The sequence below is a fragment of the Ideonella alba genome (genome assembly GCF_018069875.1).
Lineage (GTDB): Bacteria > Pseudomonadota > Gammaproteobacteria > Burkholderiales > Burkholderiaceae_C > Ideonella > Ideonella alba.
Genome location: NZ_JAGQDF010000008.1, coordinates 194255 through 212196, shown reverse-complemented (window position 1 = coordinate 212196; position 17942 = coordinate 194255). Strand labels below are relative to the sequence as shown.

At 70.8% G+C, this 17942-nt stretch carries 17 protein-coding genes; 5 read left to right on the top strand and 12 right to left on the bottom strand.

Annotation, left to right across the window (positions count from 1 at the left end; genetic code table 11):
* Window positions 1-91: 91 nt before the first annotated feature.
* The 3 genes from KAK07_RS15310 to KAK07_RS15300 are packed head-to-tail and all read right to left on the bottom strand — an operon-like array spanning window position 92 to window position 2750.
* Window positions 92-1213, bottom strand: coding sequence for an MFS transporter (locus KAK07_RS15310; protein WP_210861649.1), 1122 nt, complete (start codon window positions 1211-1213; stop codon window positions 92-94).
* Window positions 1210-1839, bottom strand: a complete 630-nt coding sequence (locus KAK07_RS15305; RefSeq protein WP_210861648.1) for a 3'-5' exonuclease — start codon at window positions 1837-1839, stop codon at window positions 1210-1212. Before KAK07_RS15305 ends, KAK07_RS15310 begins: the two co-directional genes overlap by 4 nt.
* Window positions 1836-2750, bottom strand: a complete 915-nt coding sequence (locus tag KAK07_RS15300; protein ID WP_210861646.1) for an amino acid ABC transporter substrate-binding protein — start codon at window positions 2748-2750, stop codon at window positions 1836-1838. Before KAK07_RS15300 ends, KAK07_RS15305 begins: the two co-directional genes overlap by 4 nt.
* Before the next feature lie 190 nt (window positions 2751-2940).
* Here KAK07_RS15300 and KAK07_RS15295 point away from each other — a divergent pair, with 190 nt between their 5' ends.
* A complete protein-coding gene (locus KAK07_RS15295) occupies window positions 2941-3111 on the top strand; it encodes a hypothetical protein (protein ID WP_210856901.1) in 171 nt (56 codons plus the stop codon).
* 18 nt (window positions 3112-3129) lie between these two features.
* Here KAK07_RS15295 and KAK07_RS15290 read toward each other — a convergent pair whose 3' ends face one another.
* From KAK07_RS15290 to KAK07_RS15265, 6 genes are all read right to left on the bottom strand, one after another.
* Window positions 3130-4038: a hydroxymethylglutaryl-CoA lyase gene (locus KAK07_RS15290; protein WP_210856900.1), complete on the bottom strand. Its 909-nt coding sequence runs from the start codon at window positions 4036-4038 to the stop codon at window positions 3130-3132.
* Window positions 4039-4043: 5 nt separating this feature from the next.
* Entirely contained in the window at window positions 4044-6068 is a 2025-nt protein-coding gene (locus tag KAK07_RS15285; protein ID WP_210861639.1) for an acetyl/propionyl/methylcrotonyl-CoA carboxylase subunit alpha, read from the bottom strand.
* A gap of 10 nt (window positions 6069-6078) precedes the next feature.
* Entirely contained in the window at window positions 6079-6756 is a 678-nt protein-coding gene (locus tag KAK07_RS15280; protein WP_210861637.1) for a DUF4126 domain-containing protein, read from the bottom strand.
* Window positions 6747-7526 carry an enoyl-CoA hydratase/isomerase family protein gene (locus KAK07_RS15275; RefSeq protein ID WP_210861635.1) on the bottom strand — a complete coding sequence of 260 codons (780 nt, stop codon included), beginning with the start codon at window positions 7524-7526 and terminating at the stop codon, window positions 6747-6749. The genes KAK07_RS15280 and KAK07_RS15275 overlap by 10 nt, the downstream gene beginning before the upstream one ends.
* A gap of 112 nt (window positions 7527-7638) precedes the next feature.
* A complete protein-coding gene (locus tag KAK07_RS15270; RefSeq protein ID WP_210861633.1) occupies window positions 7639-9261 on the bottom strand; it encodes a carboxyl transferase domain-containing protein in 1623 nt (540 codons plus the stop codon).
* 12 nt (window positions 9262-9273) lie between these two features.
* Entirely contained in the window at window positions 9274-10446 is a 1173-nt protein-coding gene (locus tag KAK07_RS15265; RefSeq protein ID WP_210856895.1) for an isovaleryl-CoA dehydrogenase, read from the bottom strand.
* 149 nt (window positions 10447-10595) lie between these two features.
* Between KAK07_RS15265 and KAK07_RS15260 the strand changes: the two genes are divergently transcribed.
* Window positions 10596-11294 carry a TetR/AcrR family transcriptional regulator gene (locus tag KAK07_RS15260; protein WP_210856894.1) on the top strand — a complete coding sequence of 233 codons (699 nt, stop codon included), beginning with the start codon at window positions 10596-10598 and terminating at the stop codon, window positions 11292-11294.
* Between the two features lie 7 nt (window positions 11295-11301).
* On the opposite strand, the gene KAK07_RS15255 is transcribed toward KAK07_RS15260, so the two are convergent.
* On the bottom strand, window positions 11302-12369 hold the full coding sequence (locus tag KAK07_RS15255) for a calcium:cation antiporter (protein ID WP_210861631.1): 1068 nt from the start codon (window positions 12367-12369) through the stop codon (window positions 11302-11304).
* A 64-nt stretch (window positions 12370-12433) separates the two neighbouring features.
* Here KAK07_RS15255 and KAK07_RS15250 point away from each other — a divergent pair, with 64 nt between their 5' ends.
* Both KAK07_RS15250 and KAK07_RS15245 read left to right on the top strand, forming a co-directional pair.
* Window positions 12434-13279, top strand: a complete 846-nt coding sequence (locus KAK07_RS15250) for an arylamine N-acetyltransferase family protein (protein ID WP_210856892.1) — start codon at window positions 12434-12436, stop codon at window positions 13277-13279.
* Window positions 13280-13363: 84 nt separating this feature from the next.
* Window positions 13364-14734 carry a sensor histidine kinase gene (locus KAK07_RS15245; RefSeq protein ID WP_210856891.1) on the top strand — a complete coding sequence of 457 codons (1371 nt, stop codon included), beginning with the start codon at window positions 13364-13366 and terminating at the stop codon, window positions 14732-14734.
* On the opposite strand, the gene KAK07_RS15240 is transcribed toward KAK07_RS15245, so the two are convergent.
* On the bottom strand, window positions 14735-14923 hold the full coding sequence (locus KAK07_RS15240) for a DUF2783 domain-containing protein (RefSeq protein ID WP_210856890.1): 189 nt from the start codon (window positions 14921-14923) through the stop codon (window positions 14735-14737).
* A 23-nt stretch (window positions 14924-14946) separates the two neighbouring features.
* Entirely contained in the window at window positions 14947-16644 is a 1698-nt protein-coding gene (locus tag KAK07_RS15235) for an FAD-dependent oxidoreductase (protein ID WP_210861629.1), read from the bottom strand.
* Between the two features lie 183 nt (window positions 16645-16827).
* Here KAK07_RS15235 and KAK07_RS15230 point away from each other — a divergent pair, with 183 nt between their 5' ends.
* On the top strand, window positions 16828-17868 hold the full coding sequence (locus KAK07_RS15230; protein ID WP_210861627.1) for a TRAP transporter substrate-binding protein: 1041 nt from the start codon (window positions 16828-16830) through the stop codon (window positions 17866-17868).
* Window positions 17869-17942: the final 74 nt, after the last annotated feature.

Here is a 17942-nt window from a genome sequence, read left to right as displayed (position 1 = left end):
TAGCCTGGGCTATGGCGAGGATGTGTAACGCAGCAGACCGCCTGAAGCAGGGATGCGCACGCCGCGAGGGACTTGTTCAGCGTTGCCTGGTTCACCGGGCGGCCCGCGCGCCCGGCACCAGCGCCAGCGCCGCCAGCACCACCGCGACCAGCGCCAGCCGCAGCCCCCAGGCCTCGGCCAGCGCACCGATCAGCGGCGGGCCGCCGACAAAGCCGATGAAGCTGACCGCCACCACCGCCGAGATGCCGGCGGCCGGCGTGACCCCGGGCTGCTGGCTGGCCACGCGGTAGATCAGCGGCGCGATGTTGGCCAGGCCCAGGCCCACCACCGCCAGGCCCAGCAGCGCCGGCCACGGCGACTGCATGGTCAGCACCGCAGCCATCGCCACCGCCGCCAGCAGGCCGTGTGCGGCCAGCAACTGATGCGCCGGCCAGCGCTGGCGCAGCCAGTCGCCACCGAAGCGGGCCGCGGCCATCGCGCCGGCAAAGGCGGCGTAGCCCAGCGCGGCGATGTCGGGCGGGGCCTGCATCACGTCGCGCATCAGCACCACACTCCAGTCGTACATCGCGCCCTCGGCCAGGAAGCCGGCGCCTGCCAGCAGGCCCAGCGCCAGCAGCCGCCCGCGCGGCCATTGCCAGCGCGCGTGCTCGGCACTGCCATGGCCAGGCTGCGAGAGCATGGCGCCACAGGCCCAGGCCATCGCCGCCCACAGCAGCGCCGGCAACAGCAGCAACTGCGCGCCGGGCGACACGGCGGCGCGCAGCAGCAGCGCCACCGCGCCGGCGGCGGCCATGCCGCCCACGCTGAACATGGCGTGCAGGCCGATCAGGCAGGGGCGGCCCAGGCGCTCCTCGATCAGCACCGCCTCGGCGTTGACCGACACGTCCAGCAGCGAGGCCCCGGCACCCAGCGCCGCCGCCAGCAGCGCCAGCGGCACCATGCCGGGCGCATGCAGCAGAAGCGCCATGGCCCCTGCGATGACGCTGGCGCTGACCCGTGCCATCTGGCGCGGGCCCAGGCGGTGCACCAGCGGCGCGGTAAAGGGCAGCATCGCGGCTGAGCCCAGCGCCGCGCACAGCAGCACCGCGCCCAGCTGACCGTCGCTCAGCGCGTGCGCGCTCTTCAGGCTGGGCACGTGCGCCCCCCAGGCGCCCATGAAGCCGCCCAGCGCCAGGAACTGCACCCGGCTGGCGCGCAGTGCGGCGGGTGTCATGCCTGGGCGATGCAGCGGGCCAGCTGCTGGCGCTGGGCGCGCTGCAGGCGCTCCAGCAGCGCGTGGTCCACCGCGCGCTCGCCCAGCTCGGCGGCAAAGCGGCGCTCCACGTCGCGCTGCAGGCGGATCAGCAGCTGCGCGGTGAGGTCGGCGTCGGACATCGCGCGGTGGGCGCGGCCGTCGCGCTCCAGCCCCAGCCAGTCGCCCAGCGCCCCCAGCTTGCGGCTGGGCGCCTCGGGGTACAGGCGGCGCGACAGCAGCACGGTGCAGGCGAAGGCATGGGCCGGGTCGGGCGGCACGTCAGCGCGCGCCATCTCGGCCTGCCAGAAGCCGCGGTCGAAGGCGGCGTTGTGGGCCACCAGCGGCAGGCCACGGGTGAAGACGGCCACCTCGCGCATCACCTGCTCGGCGGGCGGCGCGTCCTGCAGCATGGCGTTGGTGATGCCGGTCAGCTGCACGATGAACGAGGGGATGTAGACGCCGGTGTACATCAGGCTCTGGTAGCGGTCGACGATGCGGCCATCCTGCACCAGCACCACCGCGATCTCGGTGGCGCGCGCGCCCTGGGCGGGGCCCATGCCGGTGGTCTCGAAGTCGACCACGGCGATCGGCGTGTCGGGGCTCATTGGTAGGCCGCCGCGTCGGCGGTGTCGGTGGGATGGCGCACGACGCGGCGCAAGGCCTCGCTCATCGGCATCTTCAGCGTGATGCCGCGCGGCTCGATCGGCTGCTCGAACCAGCGCTGGTAGATGGCCTCGATCTCGCCACTGCGGTACAGGCGCGCCAGCACGCCATCGACCAGCTGCTTGAAGGCCGGGTCGTCCTTGCGCAGCACCAGCGCATAGGGCTCGGTGGTGAGGGCAAGCGGCGCAATGCGCAGGCTGGCGGCTGCGGGGTGGGTGGCCTTCATGCTGTAGAGCAGCACGTCGTCCATGGCATAGGCCACGGCGCGGCCGTTGAGCACCATGCGCATGCCCTCGACATCGTCCAGGCCGGCCAGGATGCGCATCTCCAGCTGGCGCGACTGGTTGAGCTGGTGCAGGAACTGGATGCTGGTGGTGGCCAGCGTCGAGGCCACCGGCTGTTCGCGCAGGTCCTCGATGCTGCTGATCGACGAGTCCTCGCGCACCAGCAGCCGGCTGGCGGCGACAAAGGTGGTCAGCGAAAAGGCCACGCTGCGCTGGCGCTCGGCGGTGTTGGTGGTGACGCCGCATTCGATGTCCACCGTGCCGTTGGCCACCAGCGGAAAGCGGGTGGCCGAGCTGACCAGCATGTGGCGCACCTCCAGGTCGGGCAGCTTCAGGCGCTGGCGCACCGCCGCCACCACGTGGTGGCACAGGTCCAGCGAGTAACCCACCGGGCGACGCTTGGCGTCCAGGTACGAGAACGGCACCGACGCATCGCGGTAGCCCAGCGTGATCAGACCGGTGTCGCGGATCTTGCGCAGCGTGGGCGAGCTGGCGTCGTCGGCCGCGGTGGCGGCGCCGGCCGTGAGCAGCACAGCAGCACAGGCGAGGACCAGGCGGGAGGAGCGCATGGCGCGGATTGTCTCAGGCGGGCCGGTGGGGGATGCGCCCCGGCCCGGTGGGGCAAATGCCCCGATGCAAGCCCGCATATCGATGCAAGTGCTTGATTCTCCAGTGAATGTGCATTTGGCACATCTTCTGCATTGTCTTTGGCACGGACCACCAGCCCGGTGGACCGATCACCCACCTGGAGTTCTTGCCATGTTCCAACGCATCGTCGGCCTGCTGGCCGTGTCCGCCACCCTCGTCGGCCTGCTGAGCGCCCCCACCGTCCACGCCCGCGAGGGCAACAGCATGGGCCACGGCATCAAGTGCTACTGGGTGATGGGCAACGACGGCGTGTACCACCAGGTCTGCCGCAAGGGCATCTGAGCGGCGAGCCGGGCGGCCTCAGGCCGCCCGCCTGGCCAGCAGCGCCCGGGCCACCCGCGAGCCATTGGGCTGGCCCAGCGCGCCGCGGATGAACTGCCCGGCGTCGATCAGCGCATCCAGGTCGATGCCGGTGTCGATGCCCAGTCCATGCAGCAGGTACACCACGTCCTCGGTGGCCACATTGCCGGTGGCGCCCTTGGCATAGGGGCAGCCACCCAGGCCGCTGACGCTGGTGTCAAAGGTGCGGATGCCCAGCTGCAGGCTGGCGTGCACGTTGGCCAGCGCCATGCCGTAGGTGTCGTGGAAATGACCGCTGACCTCGTGCAGCGGGTAGTGCTGCAGTGCCGCTTCGAGCGCACGCTGCACCTTCAGCGGCGTGCCCACACCGATGGTGTCGGCCACGCCCACATGCTGCACGCCGATCTGCGCCATCAGCCGCGCCACCAGGGCCACCCGCTCAGGCGCGATCTCGCCCTCGTAGGGGCAGCCCACCGCGCAGGAGATGGCGCCGCGCACCTTGACGCCCGCCGCCCGCGCGGCATCGACCACCGGCGCGAAGCGCTCGATCGACTCGGCGATGCTGCAGTTGATGTTCTTCTGGCTGAAGGCCTCGGAGGCGGCGCCGAAGACGACGATCTCGTCAGGCCGCGTGACGGCCGCCGCTTCCCAGCCCTTGAGGTTGGGCGTCAGCACGCTGTAGCGCACGCCGCTCTGGCGGGTGATGCCGGCCATCACCGCGGCGTTGTCGGCCATCTGCGGCACCCACTTGGGGCTGACGAAGCTGGTGGCCTCGATCTCCTTCAGGCCGGCGGCCTGCAGGCGGTGGATCAGCTCGACCTTGACGGCCGTGTCGACCGCCTGCTTCTCGTTCTGCAGGCCGTCGCGCGGGCCGACCTCGACGATCGTCACATGGCTGGGCAGGCTCATCGTGCTCACTCCTCGGCCAGCTTCAGCAGCTCGGCGCCTTCGGCGACCTGGTCGCCCACCGCGTAGAGCAGCTCGGCCACCACACCGTCGCGCGGCGCGGCCAGCGTGTGTTCCATCTTCATGGCCTCCATCACCGCCAGCGCCTGGCCGGCCTTGACGGTGTCGCCCGCCTTCGCGTGCAGCGCAATCACCTTGCCGGGCATCGGCGCGGTCAGGCGGCCGCCTTCGCCCGCGTGGTCGCCGGCATGGGCGATCGGGTCGATGTCCAGCAGCTCCAGGTGGCCGCTGTCGGCGAACACGGTGGCGCGCTCGCCCTGGCGGTAGACGGTCAGCGTGTGGCGCTGGCCGCCCAGCAGCACGTCGTAGCGGTGCTCGCCCAGCGGCTGGGCGCTGAAGGACCAGAATTCGCCGCCCACGCCCAGGCGCAGTGCGCCGTCGTGCAGGCGCTCCAGCGTGGCGCGGTGGGCGGTCTTGCCCACCAGCAGGTCGAAGCGCCGGCGCGCGCCGCCGTGCAGACGCCAGCCGTTGCGCTGGCTCCAGGGGTCGGCGTCCTCGGCGGCCACCTCGGTGGCCAGCGCCTGCGCGGCCACGCCGGCGGCCGCCAGCGGCAGCGCCAGGCCGGGCTGGTTCAGCACCTGGGCGCGTTCGCGCTCGATCAGCGCGGTGTCCAGATCGGCGGTGGCAAAGGCCGTGCTGTTCACCACCCGGCGCAGGAAGGCCACGTTGGTGGCCGGGCCGACGATGTGGGTGGCTTGCAAGGCCGCATCCAGCCGGGCCAGCGCCTGCGCGCGGTCCTCGCCCCAGACGATCAGCTTGGCGATCATCGAGTCGTAGAAAGGGCTGATCGCGTCGCCCTCGCGCACGCCGGCGTCCACGCGCACCGCGGCGGGCGCGCCGCCGTCCTGCTGCGCGTTGCGCTGGAAGGCCACATGGGCCGGCCAGCGCAGCACGGCCAGGCGGCCGGTGGCGGGCAGGAAGCCAGCGTCGGGGTTTTCGGCACAGATGCGCGCTTCGATGGCATGGCCGTGGATGCGCAGCTCGTCTTGCCGCGCCGGCAGCGGCTGGCCGTCGGCCACGCGCAGCTGCCACTCCACCAGGTCGTGGCCGGTGATGGCCTCGGTCACCGGGTGCTCCACCTGCAGCCGGGTGTTCATCTCCATGAAGTAGAAGCGAAGATCACCATCGTCCAGTTCCTCGGCGATGAACTCCACCGTGCCAGCGCCGACATAGCCCACCGCCTGGGCCGCCGCCACCGCGGCCTGGCCCATCTCGGCGCGGCGCGCGGCGCTCATGCCGGGCGCGGGGGCTTCTTCCAGCACCTTCTGGTGGCGGCGCTGCACCGAGCAGTCGCGCTCGAACAGGTAGACGCAGTTCCCGTGGGCGTCGGCGAAGAGCTGGATCTCGATGTGGCGCGGGCGGGTGACATAGCGCTCGACCAGCACATGGTCGTCCCCGAAGCTGGCCTTCGCCTCGCGCTGGCAGCTGGCCAGCGACTCGAGGAAGTCCTCGGCGCGGTCCACCCGGCGCATGCCGCGGCCACCGCCGCCGGCGCTGGCCTTGATCAGCACCGGGTAGCCGATGCGCTGGGCTTCGCGCGCCAGCAGCGCGGGGTCGTTGTCACGGCCGTGGTAGCCCGGCACCAGCGGCACGCCGGCCTGCTCCATCAGCGCCTTGGCGGCCGATTTGGAGCCCATCGCGGCGATCGCCTCGGGCGGCGGGCCGATGAACACCAGGCCGGCCGCCGCACAGGCGCGGGCGAAGTCCTCGTTCTCGCTCAGGAAACCGTAGCCAGGGTGCACCGCCTGCGCGCCGGTGGCCTGGGCGGCATCCAGGATGCGCTGCCACTGCAGGTAGCTGTCCTTGGCGGCGTTGCCGCCGATGTGCACGGCCTCGTCGCAGGCGCGCACATGGGCGGCGTCGGCGTCGGCATCGGAGTAGACGGCCACGGTGCGCACGCCCAGGCGACGCGCGGTCTGCGCCACCCGGCAAGCAATCTCTCCCCGGTTGGCAATCAGGATCTTCTTGAACACAGCTCTCTCCTCAGGCCCGCGCAGCAGGCGGGCTCAGCATCTGGCGCACACGGCCGAAGGCGCGGCGGGCGAATCGCATCAGCAGCACGGTCATCACGGCCATCACCAGCACCACCAGCGTCAGCACGATCAGGAAGGCGCCGGGGTGGCTCCAGGCCATCCACAGCATCGCCGGCACGGCGGCATCGCCCAGCAGCGACAGGGCGATGTTGGAAAAGGGCTCGGGCGAGGTGTTCACCGCGGCGCGGGTGGTGGCCTTGGCGACGTGGGCGGTGGCGGCCAGCGTGCCGCCCAGCAGCGCGGCGATGAGCTGCCACTGCCCGGCGTCGGCACCGATCACCCCGGCCGCCAGCGCGGCACCGGCGGGAATGCGGATCACGGTGTGCACCGCGTCCCAGGCCGAGTCGACCCAGGGAATCTTGTCGGCCAGGAACTCGACCACCAGCAGCACGCCGGCCACGCCCAGCACCAGCGGCTGCTGCAGCAGCTGCAGCCCTTCCGGCAGCGGCACCCAGCCCAGGCGGCCGGCCAGGCCGGTCAGGAAGACCACGGCGTACAGGCGCAGTCCGCTGGCCCAGCCCAGCGCCGCAGCCAGGGCCACCAGGTGGCTGGTATCCCAGGTGGCGGTGGCCTGACCGACGCCGGAGGCGACGGCCGAGGCGGCAGCGGTGACCGGACTCAGGTCCATGCGGGGGCGCGGCGCTGCAGGAAGGACGAGACACCTTCCTTGCCCTCGGGGCTGGAGCGGATGTCGGCAATGCGGCGCGCGGTGTCCTCGCGCAGCGCGGGCGTGATGGGCGTCCCCGCCAGGTCCTGCACCAGGCGCTTGCAGGCCTTCACGGCGGCGGGGCCGTTGGCGCTGATGGCCGCGACCAGCGCGGCCACCCGCTCATCCAGCTGCTCGGCGGTGCACAGCTCATGCACGAAGCCCAGGCGGTGCGCCTCGGCGGCACTGAAACGCTCGGCGGTGGTGAAGTAGCGGCGCGCCGCGGGCTCGCCCAGCGCCCGGATCACATACGGGCCGATGGTGGCGGGCAGCAGGCCCAGCTTGGCCTCGCTGAGGCAGAAGCCCACGTTGTCAGAGGCCACCAGCACATCGCACACCGCGGCCAGGCCCACACCGCCGGCATAGCAGTCGCCGTGGATGCGGCCGATCACCGGCACCGGGCAGCGGTAGATGGTCCATAGCATGTCGGCCAGGGCCTGTGCATCGGCCTTGTTCTGGTCCCAGCTGTAGTCGGCCATGGCGCGCATCCAGTTCAGGTCGGCGCCGGCGCAGAAGGCCTTGCCGCGGCCGCCCAGCACCACCGCGCGCAGCTCGGTGTCCTGCGCGAAGCCCGCAAAGGCCGCGGTGAGCTCGGCGATCACGCCGTCGTTGAAGGCGTTGCGAACGTCCGGGCGGTCGAGCCAGACCTCGGCCACGTGGGGCGACGGCCTGCGGATCTCCAGCGTATTCATGGGCACGTGCTCAGCAGTGAATGTCAAGGGATTGGCGCGGATCCGGCTCCGCCGGTCCGCTGCCAAAGCCCCCTCGGGGGGCAGCGACCGGCAGGGAGCGTGGGGGCTTGGTTCACATTCTGAAGACGCCGAACTTGGCGTCAGGGATGGGCGCGTTCAGCGACGCCGACAGGCCCAGCGCCAGCACGCGGCGGGTGTCCTGCGGGTCGATCACGCCGTCGTCCCACAGCCGGGCGCTGGCGTAGTACGGATGACCCTGGACCTCGTACTGCTGGCGGATCGGCGCCTTGAAGGCCTCTTCCTCGTCGGCGCTCCAGGCGCCGCCCTTGGCCTCGATGCCGTCGCGGCGCACCGTGGCCAGCACGCTGGCCGCCTGCTCGCCGCCCATCACGCTGATGCGCGCGTTGGGCCACATCCACAGGAAGCGCGGGCTGTAGGCGCGGCCGCACATGCCGTAGTTGCCGGCGCCGAAGCTGCCGCCGATGATGACGGTGAACTTGGGCACGTTGGCGCAGGCCACCGCGGTCACCATCTTGGCGCCGGCGCGGGCGATGCCCTCGTTCTCGACCTTGCGGCCGACCATGAAGCCGGTGATGTTCTGCAGGAAGACCAGCGGCACCTTGCGCTGGCAGCACAGCTCGATGAAGTGCGCGCCCTTTTGCGCGCTCTCGGTGAACAGGATGCCGTTGTTGGCGACGATGCCCACCGGCATGCCCTCGATGTGGGCAAAGCCGCAGACCAGGGTGCTGCCGTAGCGCGCCTTGAACTCGTCGAAGTCGGAGCCGTCGACGATGCGGGCGATGATCTCGCGCACATCGAAGGGCTTGCGGGTGTCGGTGGGGATCACCGCCAGCAGTTCCTCAGATGGGTACTTCGGCGGCTGCGCCGGCTGCAGCTTCACCGGCACCTCCTTGCGCCAGTTCAGCGTGCCCACCACCTGGCGCGCCAGCGCCAGCGCGTGCAGGTCGTTCTCGGCCAGGTGGTCGGCCACGCCGGACAGCCGCGTGTGGACGTCGCCACCGCCCAGGTCCTCGGCGCTGACCACCTCGCCGGTGGCGGCCTTCACCAGCGGCGGGCCGCCCAGGAAGATCGTGCCCTGGTTCTTGACGATGATGGTCTCGTCGCTCATGGCCGGCACGTAGGCGCCGCCGGCCGTGCACGAGCCCATGACCACCGCGATCTGCGGAATGCCCTGGGCGCTCATGTTGGCCTGGTTGTAGAAGATGCGGCCGAAGTGGTCGCGGTCGGGGAAGACCTCGTCCTGGTTGGGCAGGTTGGCGCCGCCCGAATCCACCAGGTAGACGCAGGGCAGGCGGTTCTGCTGCGCGATCTCCTGCGCCCGCAGGTGCTTCTTGACGGTCAGCGGGTAGTAGGTGCCGCCCTTGACGGTGGCGTCGTTGCAGACGATCACGCATTCCACGCCACCCACCCGGCCGATGCCGGCGATCATGCCGGCGCAGGGCGCCGCATCGCTGCCGTCCTTCTCGGGGTACATGCCCAGCGCGGCCAGTGGCGCGATCTCCAGGAAGGGCGTGTCGGGGTCGAGCAGCATCTCCACCCGCTCGCGCGGCAGCAGCTTGCCGCGGCCCAGGTGCTTGGCGCGAGCGGCCTCGCCGCCGCCTTCGGCGATTTTGGCGAGCCTGGCGTTGAGGTCGTCGACCAGCGCGCGCATCGCGGCGGCATTGGCCTGCGCGTCGGCGCTGCGGGCGTTGAGCTTGGTCTGGATGATGGCCATGGTGCCGCTGCCTCAGCAGGTTTCGGAGAACAGCTCGCGGCCGATCAGCATGCGGCGGATCTCGCTGGTGCCGGCGCCGATCTCGTAGAGCTTGGCGTCGCGCCACAGGCGGCCGGTGGGGTATTCGTTGGTGTAGCCCACGCCGCCCAGCGCCTGGATCGCCTCGCCGGCCATCCAGGTGGCCTTCTCGGCGGTGTAGAGGATCACGCCGGCGGCGTCCTTGCGCAGCGTGCGGCTGTGGTCGCCGCGGTCGCAGGCCTGGGCCACCGCGTAGCCATAGGCGCGGCAGGCCTGGAAGGTGGAGTACATGTCGGCCAGCTTGCCCTGCATCAGCTGGAACTCGCCGATGCTCTGGCCGAACTGCTTGCGCTCGTGGATGAAGGGCACGACCACGTCCAGGCACGCCGCCATGATGCCCAGCGGGCCGCCCGACAGCACCACGCGCTCGTAGTCCAGGCCGCTCATCAGCACCTTGGCGCCGTTGCCCTCGCCGCCCAGCACGTTCTCCTCGGGCACCTCGCAGTTGTCGAAGAACAGCGGGTAGGTGTTGGAGCCACGCATGCCCAGCTTGTCGAGGTGCTCGCCCTTGGAGAAGCCCTTGAAGCCCTTCTCGATGATGAAGGCGGTCATGCCGCGCGCGCCCATGGCGGGCTCGGTCTTGGCGTAGACCACCAGGGTGTCGGCGTCGCCGCCATTGGTGATCCACATCTTGCTGCCGTTGAGCACGTAGCGGTCGCCCTGCTTGTCAGCGCGCAGCTTCATGCTGACGACATCCGAGCCGGCGCCCGGCTCGCTCATCGCCAGCGCGCCCACGTGTTCACCGCTGATCAGCTTGGGCAGGTACTTCTGCTTCTGGGCCTCGCTGCCGTTGCGCTTGATCTGGTTGATGCACAGATTGGAGTGGGCGCCGTAGCTCAGGCCCACCGAGGCGCTGGCGCGCGAGATCTCTTCCATGGCCACCATGTGGGCGACGTAGCCCATGGCCATGCCGCCGTATTCCTCGGGCACGGTCAGGCCGTGCACGCCCAGTTCACCCAGCTTGCGCCACAGGTCGGCCGGAAAGAGGTTGTCCTTGTCGACCTGCGCGGCGCGCGGCGCGATCTGCTCCTGCGCGAACACGCGGACCGCCTCGCGCAGCGCGGCGATGTCCTCGCCCAGGGGGAATTGGAAGGTGGATTCGAACATCGCTGTCTCCGCGGTGGGGGCTCTGGCTTGAGCCTTACTCAATACAAACCCTGAGCCGCCGTGGGTGATCCATCCCGCAGCAGCAAACCGGCGAAATCTACCAGCGGTAGACTTGCCTCGCAAGCATTTTTTGAGTCATACTCAATTTCATGAACACCGCCGCCGCTCCCGCACGCCGTGCCGCCGCCAGCGCCAAGAGCGAACAGCGCATCCGCGACATCCTGCGCGTGGGCCGCGAGGTCTTCGCCGAGAAGGGCTATGAGCGGGCCACCACGATCGAGATCGCCCAGCGCCTGGGCATCTCCGAGGCCACGGTGTTCACCTACTTCAGCGGCAAGCGCGAGCTGTGCGTGCGCGTGCTGGGCGACTGGTACGACGAGATCATCGCCGCGATGCAGGCCAACCTGCCGCGCGAACGCAGCGTGCGCGAGCAGCTGATGGTCTTTGTCGAGACCCACCTGCGCCTGTTCCTGATCCACGGCACCGGCCTGTGCGCGCTGGTGCTGAGCGAGGGCCGCAGCCGCGGCCAGGCGCTGGGCGAGAGCTTCCTGCCGCTGCAGCGCCGCTACACCGCGCCGCTGATGGACCTGCTGGCGCGCGGCCAGGCCAGCGGCGAGGTCCGCGCCGACGTGCCGCTGCGCCTGCTGCGGCCGATGGTGCTGGGCCCGATGGAGCACATCCTGTGGGAGGTGGTGGGCCAGCCCGACAAGCCGCTGGACCTGGCCGCCACCGCGCGCGCCGTGGGCGAGATGGCCTGGAGCGCGATCGCCGCGCCCGAGGCCGAGCTGGCGGCGCTGCGGGCGCTGCGCAGCGAACTGCGCGACGCGCTGGCCCGCAGCGGGGCTTGAGGCGTCCTCAAGGCACCAGCGCCAGGAACAGGAAGGCCGCGAAGATCACCAGGTGCACCGCGCCCAGCATCAGGTGGCTGCGGCCCGAAGCCAGCGTGACCGCCGAGACCAGGAAGGTCAGCACCAGCAGCGCCAGGTCCTTCGGGCCCAGGCCCAGGGTCAGCGGCAGACCCAGCCACAGCGAGGCCACCGCCACCACCGGGATGGTCAGGCCGATGCTGGCCAACGCCGAGCCGAACGCCAGGTTCATGCTGGTCTGCAGGCGGTTGGCCAGTGCGGCGCGCAGCGCGGCCACGGTTTCAGGCAGCAGCACCAGCATCGCGATGACGATGCCGATCACCGCCCGCGGGGCACCGGCGGCGCGCACCGCCGATTCGATCGCCGGCGAGAGCTGCTTGGCCAGACCGACCACGCCCACCAGCGCCACCAGCAGCAGCGCAAAGCTGAGCCAGGCGGCGCGCGTGCTGGGGGGAGCGGCATGGGCATGGGGGTCGTCGCGCACATCGCCGGGCGGCAGGAAGTAGTCGCGGTGGCTGATCGTCTGCACGAAGACCCAGACCAGCCACAGCACCAGCGAGGCCACCGCCGCAAAGCCCAGCTGCGAGGCGGTGTAGGTGGCGCCGGCCGAACTGGTGGTGAAGGTGGGCAGCACCAGGGTCAGCGTGCACAGCGCGATCAGCGCCGCCAGGCCGGCGTTGGCGCCCTCGATGCGGAACTGCTGCTCGTGGTGGCGCCAGCCGCCGGCCAGCAGACACAGGCCCACCACGCCGTTGCAGATGATCATCACCGCCGAGAAGATGGTGTCGCGGGGCAGCTCGGCCTCGGCGCCGCCGCCGGCCAGCATCATCGTCACGATCAGTGCCGCCTCGATCACCGTCACCGCCAGCGCCAGCACCAGCGTGCCCAGCGGCTCGCCCACGCGGTGGGCCACGACCTCGGCGTGGTGCACCGCAGCCAGCACCGCGCCCATCAGCGCCACGGTGGGCAGCAGCAGCCAGCCGCCGCTCAGCCACGCGGCGGGCAGCGCCAGCAGGGCCACCGCCAGTGGCGGCAGGACGTGGGTCCACAGGTGCATCAGGGGGCACTCCGGTTCGAGGGATGGCCCATGTTAGTGTGCGAGGACCAACATGGCGGCACCGATGGACAAGACCCTCAGCACTCTGCTCGACAGCCCGACCAGCTTCGACGCGCCGGCCTACCAGGCGCGGCTGGGCGTCGAGCCGCCGCAGGACTGCTCGCTGGGCACGCTGGCGCAGCTGCTGCTGGCCCACATGCGCAGCATCCCCTTCGAGAACCTGGACGTGCTGCTGGGCCGCCCGCCGCGGCTGGATCTGCCCTCCTTGCAGGACAAGCTGGTGACCCGCCGCCGCGGCGGCTACTGCTTCGAGCACAGCGCGCTGCTGGGCGCGGCGCTGCGCTACTACGGCTTCGCGGTGCGTGACCACCTGGCACGGGTGATCGTCGAGCGCCCGCGCGAGCAGGCCGGACGCACCCACCACTTCCTGGTGGTGTCGCTGACCAGCGGGCCGGTGATCGTGGATGCCGGCTTCGGCGGCCTGGCGCCCCAGGTGCCGGTGCCGCTGGTCGACGGCGCGCGGGTCCGCGGCGGCGGTGTGACCCACCACCTGCGCCGCGAGGGTCGCTGGTGGACGCTGTCGGCCCAGGCCCCGGACCTGGCGGGCGAGCGCCCGATGTGGACCACCGCGCTGGAGGAATGCTGCCCGCCTGATTTCGAGATGGGCAACCACTTCACCGCCACCCACCCCAGCTCACCGTTCCGGCGCCGGCTGTCGATGCGTGCGCTGATCGATGGCGGCCGGGTCTCGGTGCTCAACCGCGAGGTCACGCTGCGCCAGGGCCGGGTGGTCCAGCGCTGGACGCTGCGCCACCGCGCCGCGCTGCAGGCGCTGCTGCGGCGGCAGTTCGGCATCGACTTGCCCGAGGTGCAGCAGCTGGTGGTGCCCGACATTCCTGGTTGGGAGTGAGTTGCGTTCGCAGATTGATGCGAATCAAGGCGTGAAGGGCCGCGGGCTGGTGCAATCGGGGCCCTTTCAGCGGTAGCCGTCCGCATGCCTCACCAGGTCGACGATGCCTTGTCCAGCGCCCGTGCCGCGTGGCGCGTGAGCCTGGCCTATGTGCTGTTCGGCGTGGCCTGGATCATGGGCTCGGACGCCCTCGTCCACGCCGTCTCCGGCGACCCCGACTGGCTGGACACGGCGCAGCAGCTCAAGGGCCTGGCCTTCATCGCGCTGACCGGTGTCGGCCTGTTCCTGTTCCAGCGCCACGAGTACCGCCGCATGCGCGACGCGCTGGCGCTGCAGCAGCGGCAGTTCCGCCAGTTGCACGAGAGCCTGGGCGAGGTGCTGTGGATCGGCAGCCCGGACGGGAGCCGGCTGCACTATGTGAGCCCGGCCTTCGAGCAGATCTATGGCCGGTCGGTGCCCGAGATCCTGCGCCGCCCGGCGTTGTGGCGTGAATCGGTGCATCCTGACGATCTGGCCGCGGCCTGGGCGCTGGATCCGCGCCTGGCCGATGGCCAGATGGTCAGCTGCGAGTACCGCATCGTGCGGCCTGACGGCAGCGTGCGCTGGGTCGAGGACCGCAAGCGCATGATCCTGGACGCCCGCGGGCAGCCGGTGCTGATGGGCGGCATTGCGGAGGACATCACCGCCCGGCGGGAGCGCGACGCTGTCCAGGACACGCTGCGCAGCGAGCTGCAACGCCTGGTGGATGAGCGCACCGCCGAGTTGCAGGCCACCAACCTGGAGCTGGAGGCCTTTTCGCGCACCGCGGCGCACGACCTGAAGAGTCCGCTGTCGGGCATCGCCGGGCTGTCTCAGCTGCTGAGGACCCGGCATGCCCAGGGCATGGACCCCGCTGGCCTGGCCTTCCTGGAGCAGATCGAGCGCTCGGCACGTGACATGTCGGAGCTGGTCAATGACCTGCTGGTGCTGTCGCGCGCCGGCAGCGTGCCGCTGGCCTGCCAGTGGAACGACCTGGCCCCGCTGGCCAGCCAGGTGCTGGACGATCTGCAGCGACTGGAGCCCTGGCGGCAGGTGACGCTGCAGCTGCCGCCCGAGATGCCCGCCTGGTGCGACGCCGGCCTGATGCGCTCGGTGCTGGCCAACCTGCTGGGCAACGCCTGGAAGTACAGCGCGCGCCGCGAGCCGGCCCGCATCACCGTGGCTTGGCAATCCACCGACCAGGGCACGGAACTGACGGTGACCGACAACGGCTCGGGCTTCGACGCCGCGCGGGTCGAGGGCGGCGTGTTCCGTCCATTCCAGCGCTTCCACACCCAGGCGCAGTTCCAGGGCTCCGGCCTGGGCCTGGTGACCTGCCAGCGCATCGCCCAGCGCCATGGCGGCCGGCTGGAGGTGCAGTCGGCGCCGGGCGAAGGCACGCGCGCCAGCCTGTGGCTGCCGCTGCCGCCGGCCTGATCAGGCGGGCGCGAGGTCGCGCAGCGCGTCGCCAATCAGCGCCTCGACCCGCTCGCGCTGGCCCAGCTCGCGCGCCATCAGCAGCGCCAGCTTCACCAGCATCAGTTCGCTGTGGCCCTCGGCCTGGTCGATCGCCTCGGCCAGCCGGTCGTAGACCTGCTCCAGGTCGGCGGTACTGAGTTCGGACATCGGTGCTTCTCCGCGGGCGGGGTTCATCGGGCGGTGGCGCGGCACAGCGCGCGCTCCAGGCGGCGGGCGTCCAGCGACAGCCAGCGCGCACAGACATGCTGGTCGGGGCGCAGCAGGTAGCAGCTGCCGGACTGGCGCACACCGTAGCGGCCATGCACCTGGCCCGCGCGGTCGTCGATCACCCGGTCGGCGCCTTCGGCGGCGCCGCCGCCGCTGCGCACCGCCACGATCTGCAGCGGCACGCCACGTTCGCGCCAGCGTTGCGCCTCGGCCTGCAGGGCCGGCGGAACGCCGCCCTCGCGGTGGAAGTGCAGCAGCCAGAAGGCCGGGCCGAAGTGGTCCATCAGGTGCTCGTCGGGGCCCAGGCGGACATTGGGCATGGGCGCGCCATCACGCGGGCCTGTCTGGAACAGCGCGTCGTCATCGTCGTGGCTGTTCAGCGGCGAGTCGGCGTAGTCGTGCGGCCGCGAGGTGCGCCAGTGGAACAGCGGGCCCACGAAAGGCTGGGACAGCGACAGGCTCAGCACCGCGTCGCGCAGCAGCCGGAAGCCCCGGCTGGGCGGCGTCATGAAGCGGGTGCTCTTGCTGGCCTCGTCGATGATCTCGCGCGCCGCGGCCACCCGTTCGTGGCTGTAGCTGTCCAGCAGCGCCGGGCCGCTCAGGCCCTTGAGCACGAAGGCCAGCTTCCAGCCCAGGTCGTGCGCGTCCTGCCAGCCGGTGTTGGCGCCGCGCACGCCGAAGATCGGCAGCATGTGCGCCGCGTCGCCGCAGAACAGCAGGCGGTGGTGGCGGTAGTCGGGCAGGGTCATCGCGCGGGCCGAGTAGACCGAACACCAGTCCATCTCCCAGGAGGTGCCGGCGTGTCCGATCATCGCCAGCTGGGCGTCGATGCGGGCCTTCAGCGACTCGGGCGACAGCGCCTGCTCGGGCGTCTCGTCGGCGGGCAGCTGGTAGTCGATGCGCCAGATGCCGTGCGGCTCGCGGTGCATCAGCACGGTGTTGCCGGGGTTCCAGGGCGGGTCGAAGAAGGCCAGGCGCTCGGTGGGCAGCGGCAGGTCGACACGGATGTCGGCGATGACGAAGCGGCCTTCGTACGAAGCGCCTTCCATGCGCAGGCCGCACATCTGGCGCAGTTCGGAGCGCGCGCCATCGCAGGCCACCACCCACTCGGCGTCCTGCTCATAGACGCCGCCCGGGGTGTCGACCTCCAGGCGCGCCCCGACGCCGTCCTCGTTGCGCAGGATGCGCGTGACCTTCTGGCCCCAGCGCATCTCCACCAGCGGCTGCGCGGCGATCTGGTCGAGCAGCGCCTCCTCCAGGTAGGGCTGCTGCAGGTTGATCATCGGGTGGAAGCGGTCGTTGTCGTCGTGCGGCGCCTCCATGCGGAAGACCCGCTGGCCGCGGAAGAAGGAGTTGCCGCTGCGCCAGGGCAGGCCGGCAGCGGTGATCGCGCGGTCGGCGCCCACCTGCTGCAGGATCTCCATCGAGCGCCGGGTGAAGACGATCGCCCGGCTGCCTTCGGAGACCTGCTGCTGCGCCTCGAGCAGCAGCACCGGCACGCCATGGCGCGCCAGGTCCAGCGCCAGCGCCATGCCGATCGGCCCGGCGCCCACCACCACCACGCGCGCCGGCGGGCTGCCCAGCGACGGCGGCGTCCAGGCCGGGTGGACGCGGTAGTCGTAGTAGATGGAGCGGCGTGGGGTGGTGTCGGGCTGGTGCATGGTGTGGGTGCGGGCGCATTTGGTTGCACGCGCAACCATTGTTGCCACCCACCCCCGATCCCGGCAATGGGGTTTCCGATAGTTGAGCGCGCAACCGTTGATCTATATGGTTGCAGCCGCAACAGAAAGTGTGCTGATGAATTCAGGCACACCCGCCCCCTGGCCACCCGTCTGGAGACAACGATGAAGATCCGCCTTGGCGCCCTCGCCTGTGTCGCTGCCACCCTGCTGATCGGCGCCCTGCCCGCGCAGGCCCAGGTCACGACGATCAAGTTCTCGCACTTCCTGGCACCCAACTCGAACTTCCACAAGAACGTGGCCGAGCCCTGGTGCGCGGCGATCGAGAAGGACTCGGGCGGCAAGCTCAAGTGCCAGATCTACCCGGCGCTGCAGCTGGGCGGCACGCCGCCGCAGCTGGCCGACCAGGTGAAGAACGGCGTGGCCGACGTGGTCTGGACCTCGCCGAGCTACTCCACCGGCCGCTTCCCGCGCACCGAGGCGCTGGAGCTGCCCTTCTCGCTGCCGCCGGGCGGCCTGGCCGGCTCCAAGGCCATGTGGGAGTACTACCAGAAGCACGGCCAGGAAGACTTCAAGGACTTCAAGGTGCTGGCCATCTTCAGCGCCTCCAACGTGGTGATGAGCACCGCCAGCAAGCCGATCCTGACGGTGGATGGTTTCAAGGGCGTGAAGCTGCGCAGCCCCTCGCGCTTTTCGTCGCTGTTCCTGACCGCGCTGGGCGGCACGCCGGTGAACATGCCGATCGCCCAGGTGACCGAATCGGTCAGCAAGGGCGTGATCGACGGCGCCATGGCGCCGTGGGAAGTGCTGCCCGCGACCAAGATCGACGAGGTCACCAAGTACCACATGGAAGGCCAGCCCAACCAGCCCGGCTTCACCCAGACCCCGATGGCCGTGCTGATGAACAAGGCCAAATTCGAATCGCTGTCGCCCGAGCTGAAGGCGGTGATCGACAAACACAGCGGCGCCGCCCTGGTGGAGCTGACCGGCAAGGTCTGGGACCAGGGCAACGACGACGCCCGCAAGAAGATGACCGCCCAGGGCAACAAGGTCCTGGTGATCAAGGACGCCGACTACGCCGCAATGCAGAAGGCCGCCGCCTCGGTCGAGGCCGACTGGATCAAGCAGGCCACCGACAAGGGCCTGGACGGCAAGAAGCTGGCGGCCGAAGTGCACGCCATCGGCGCCAAGTACATGAGCAAGTAAGCCGCTTCAACGGCCCGCTCCGGCCCCTTGCCGCGCGCCTGTACGAGGACGTCGCGCGGGGCCTTGTCTTCCCT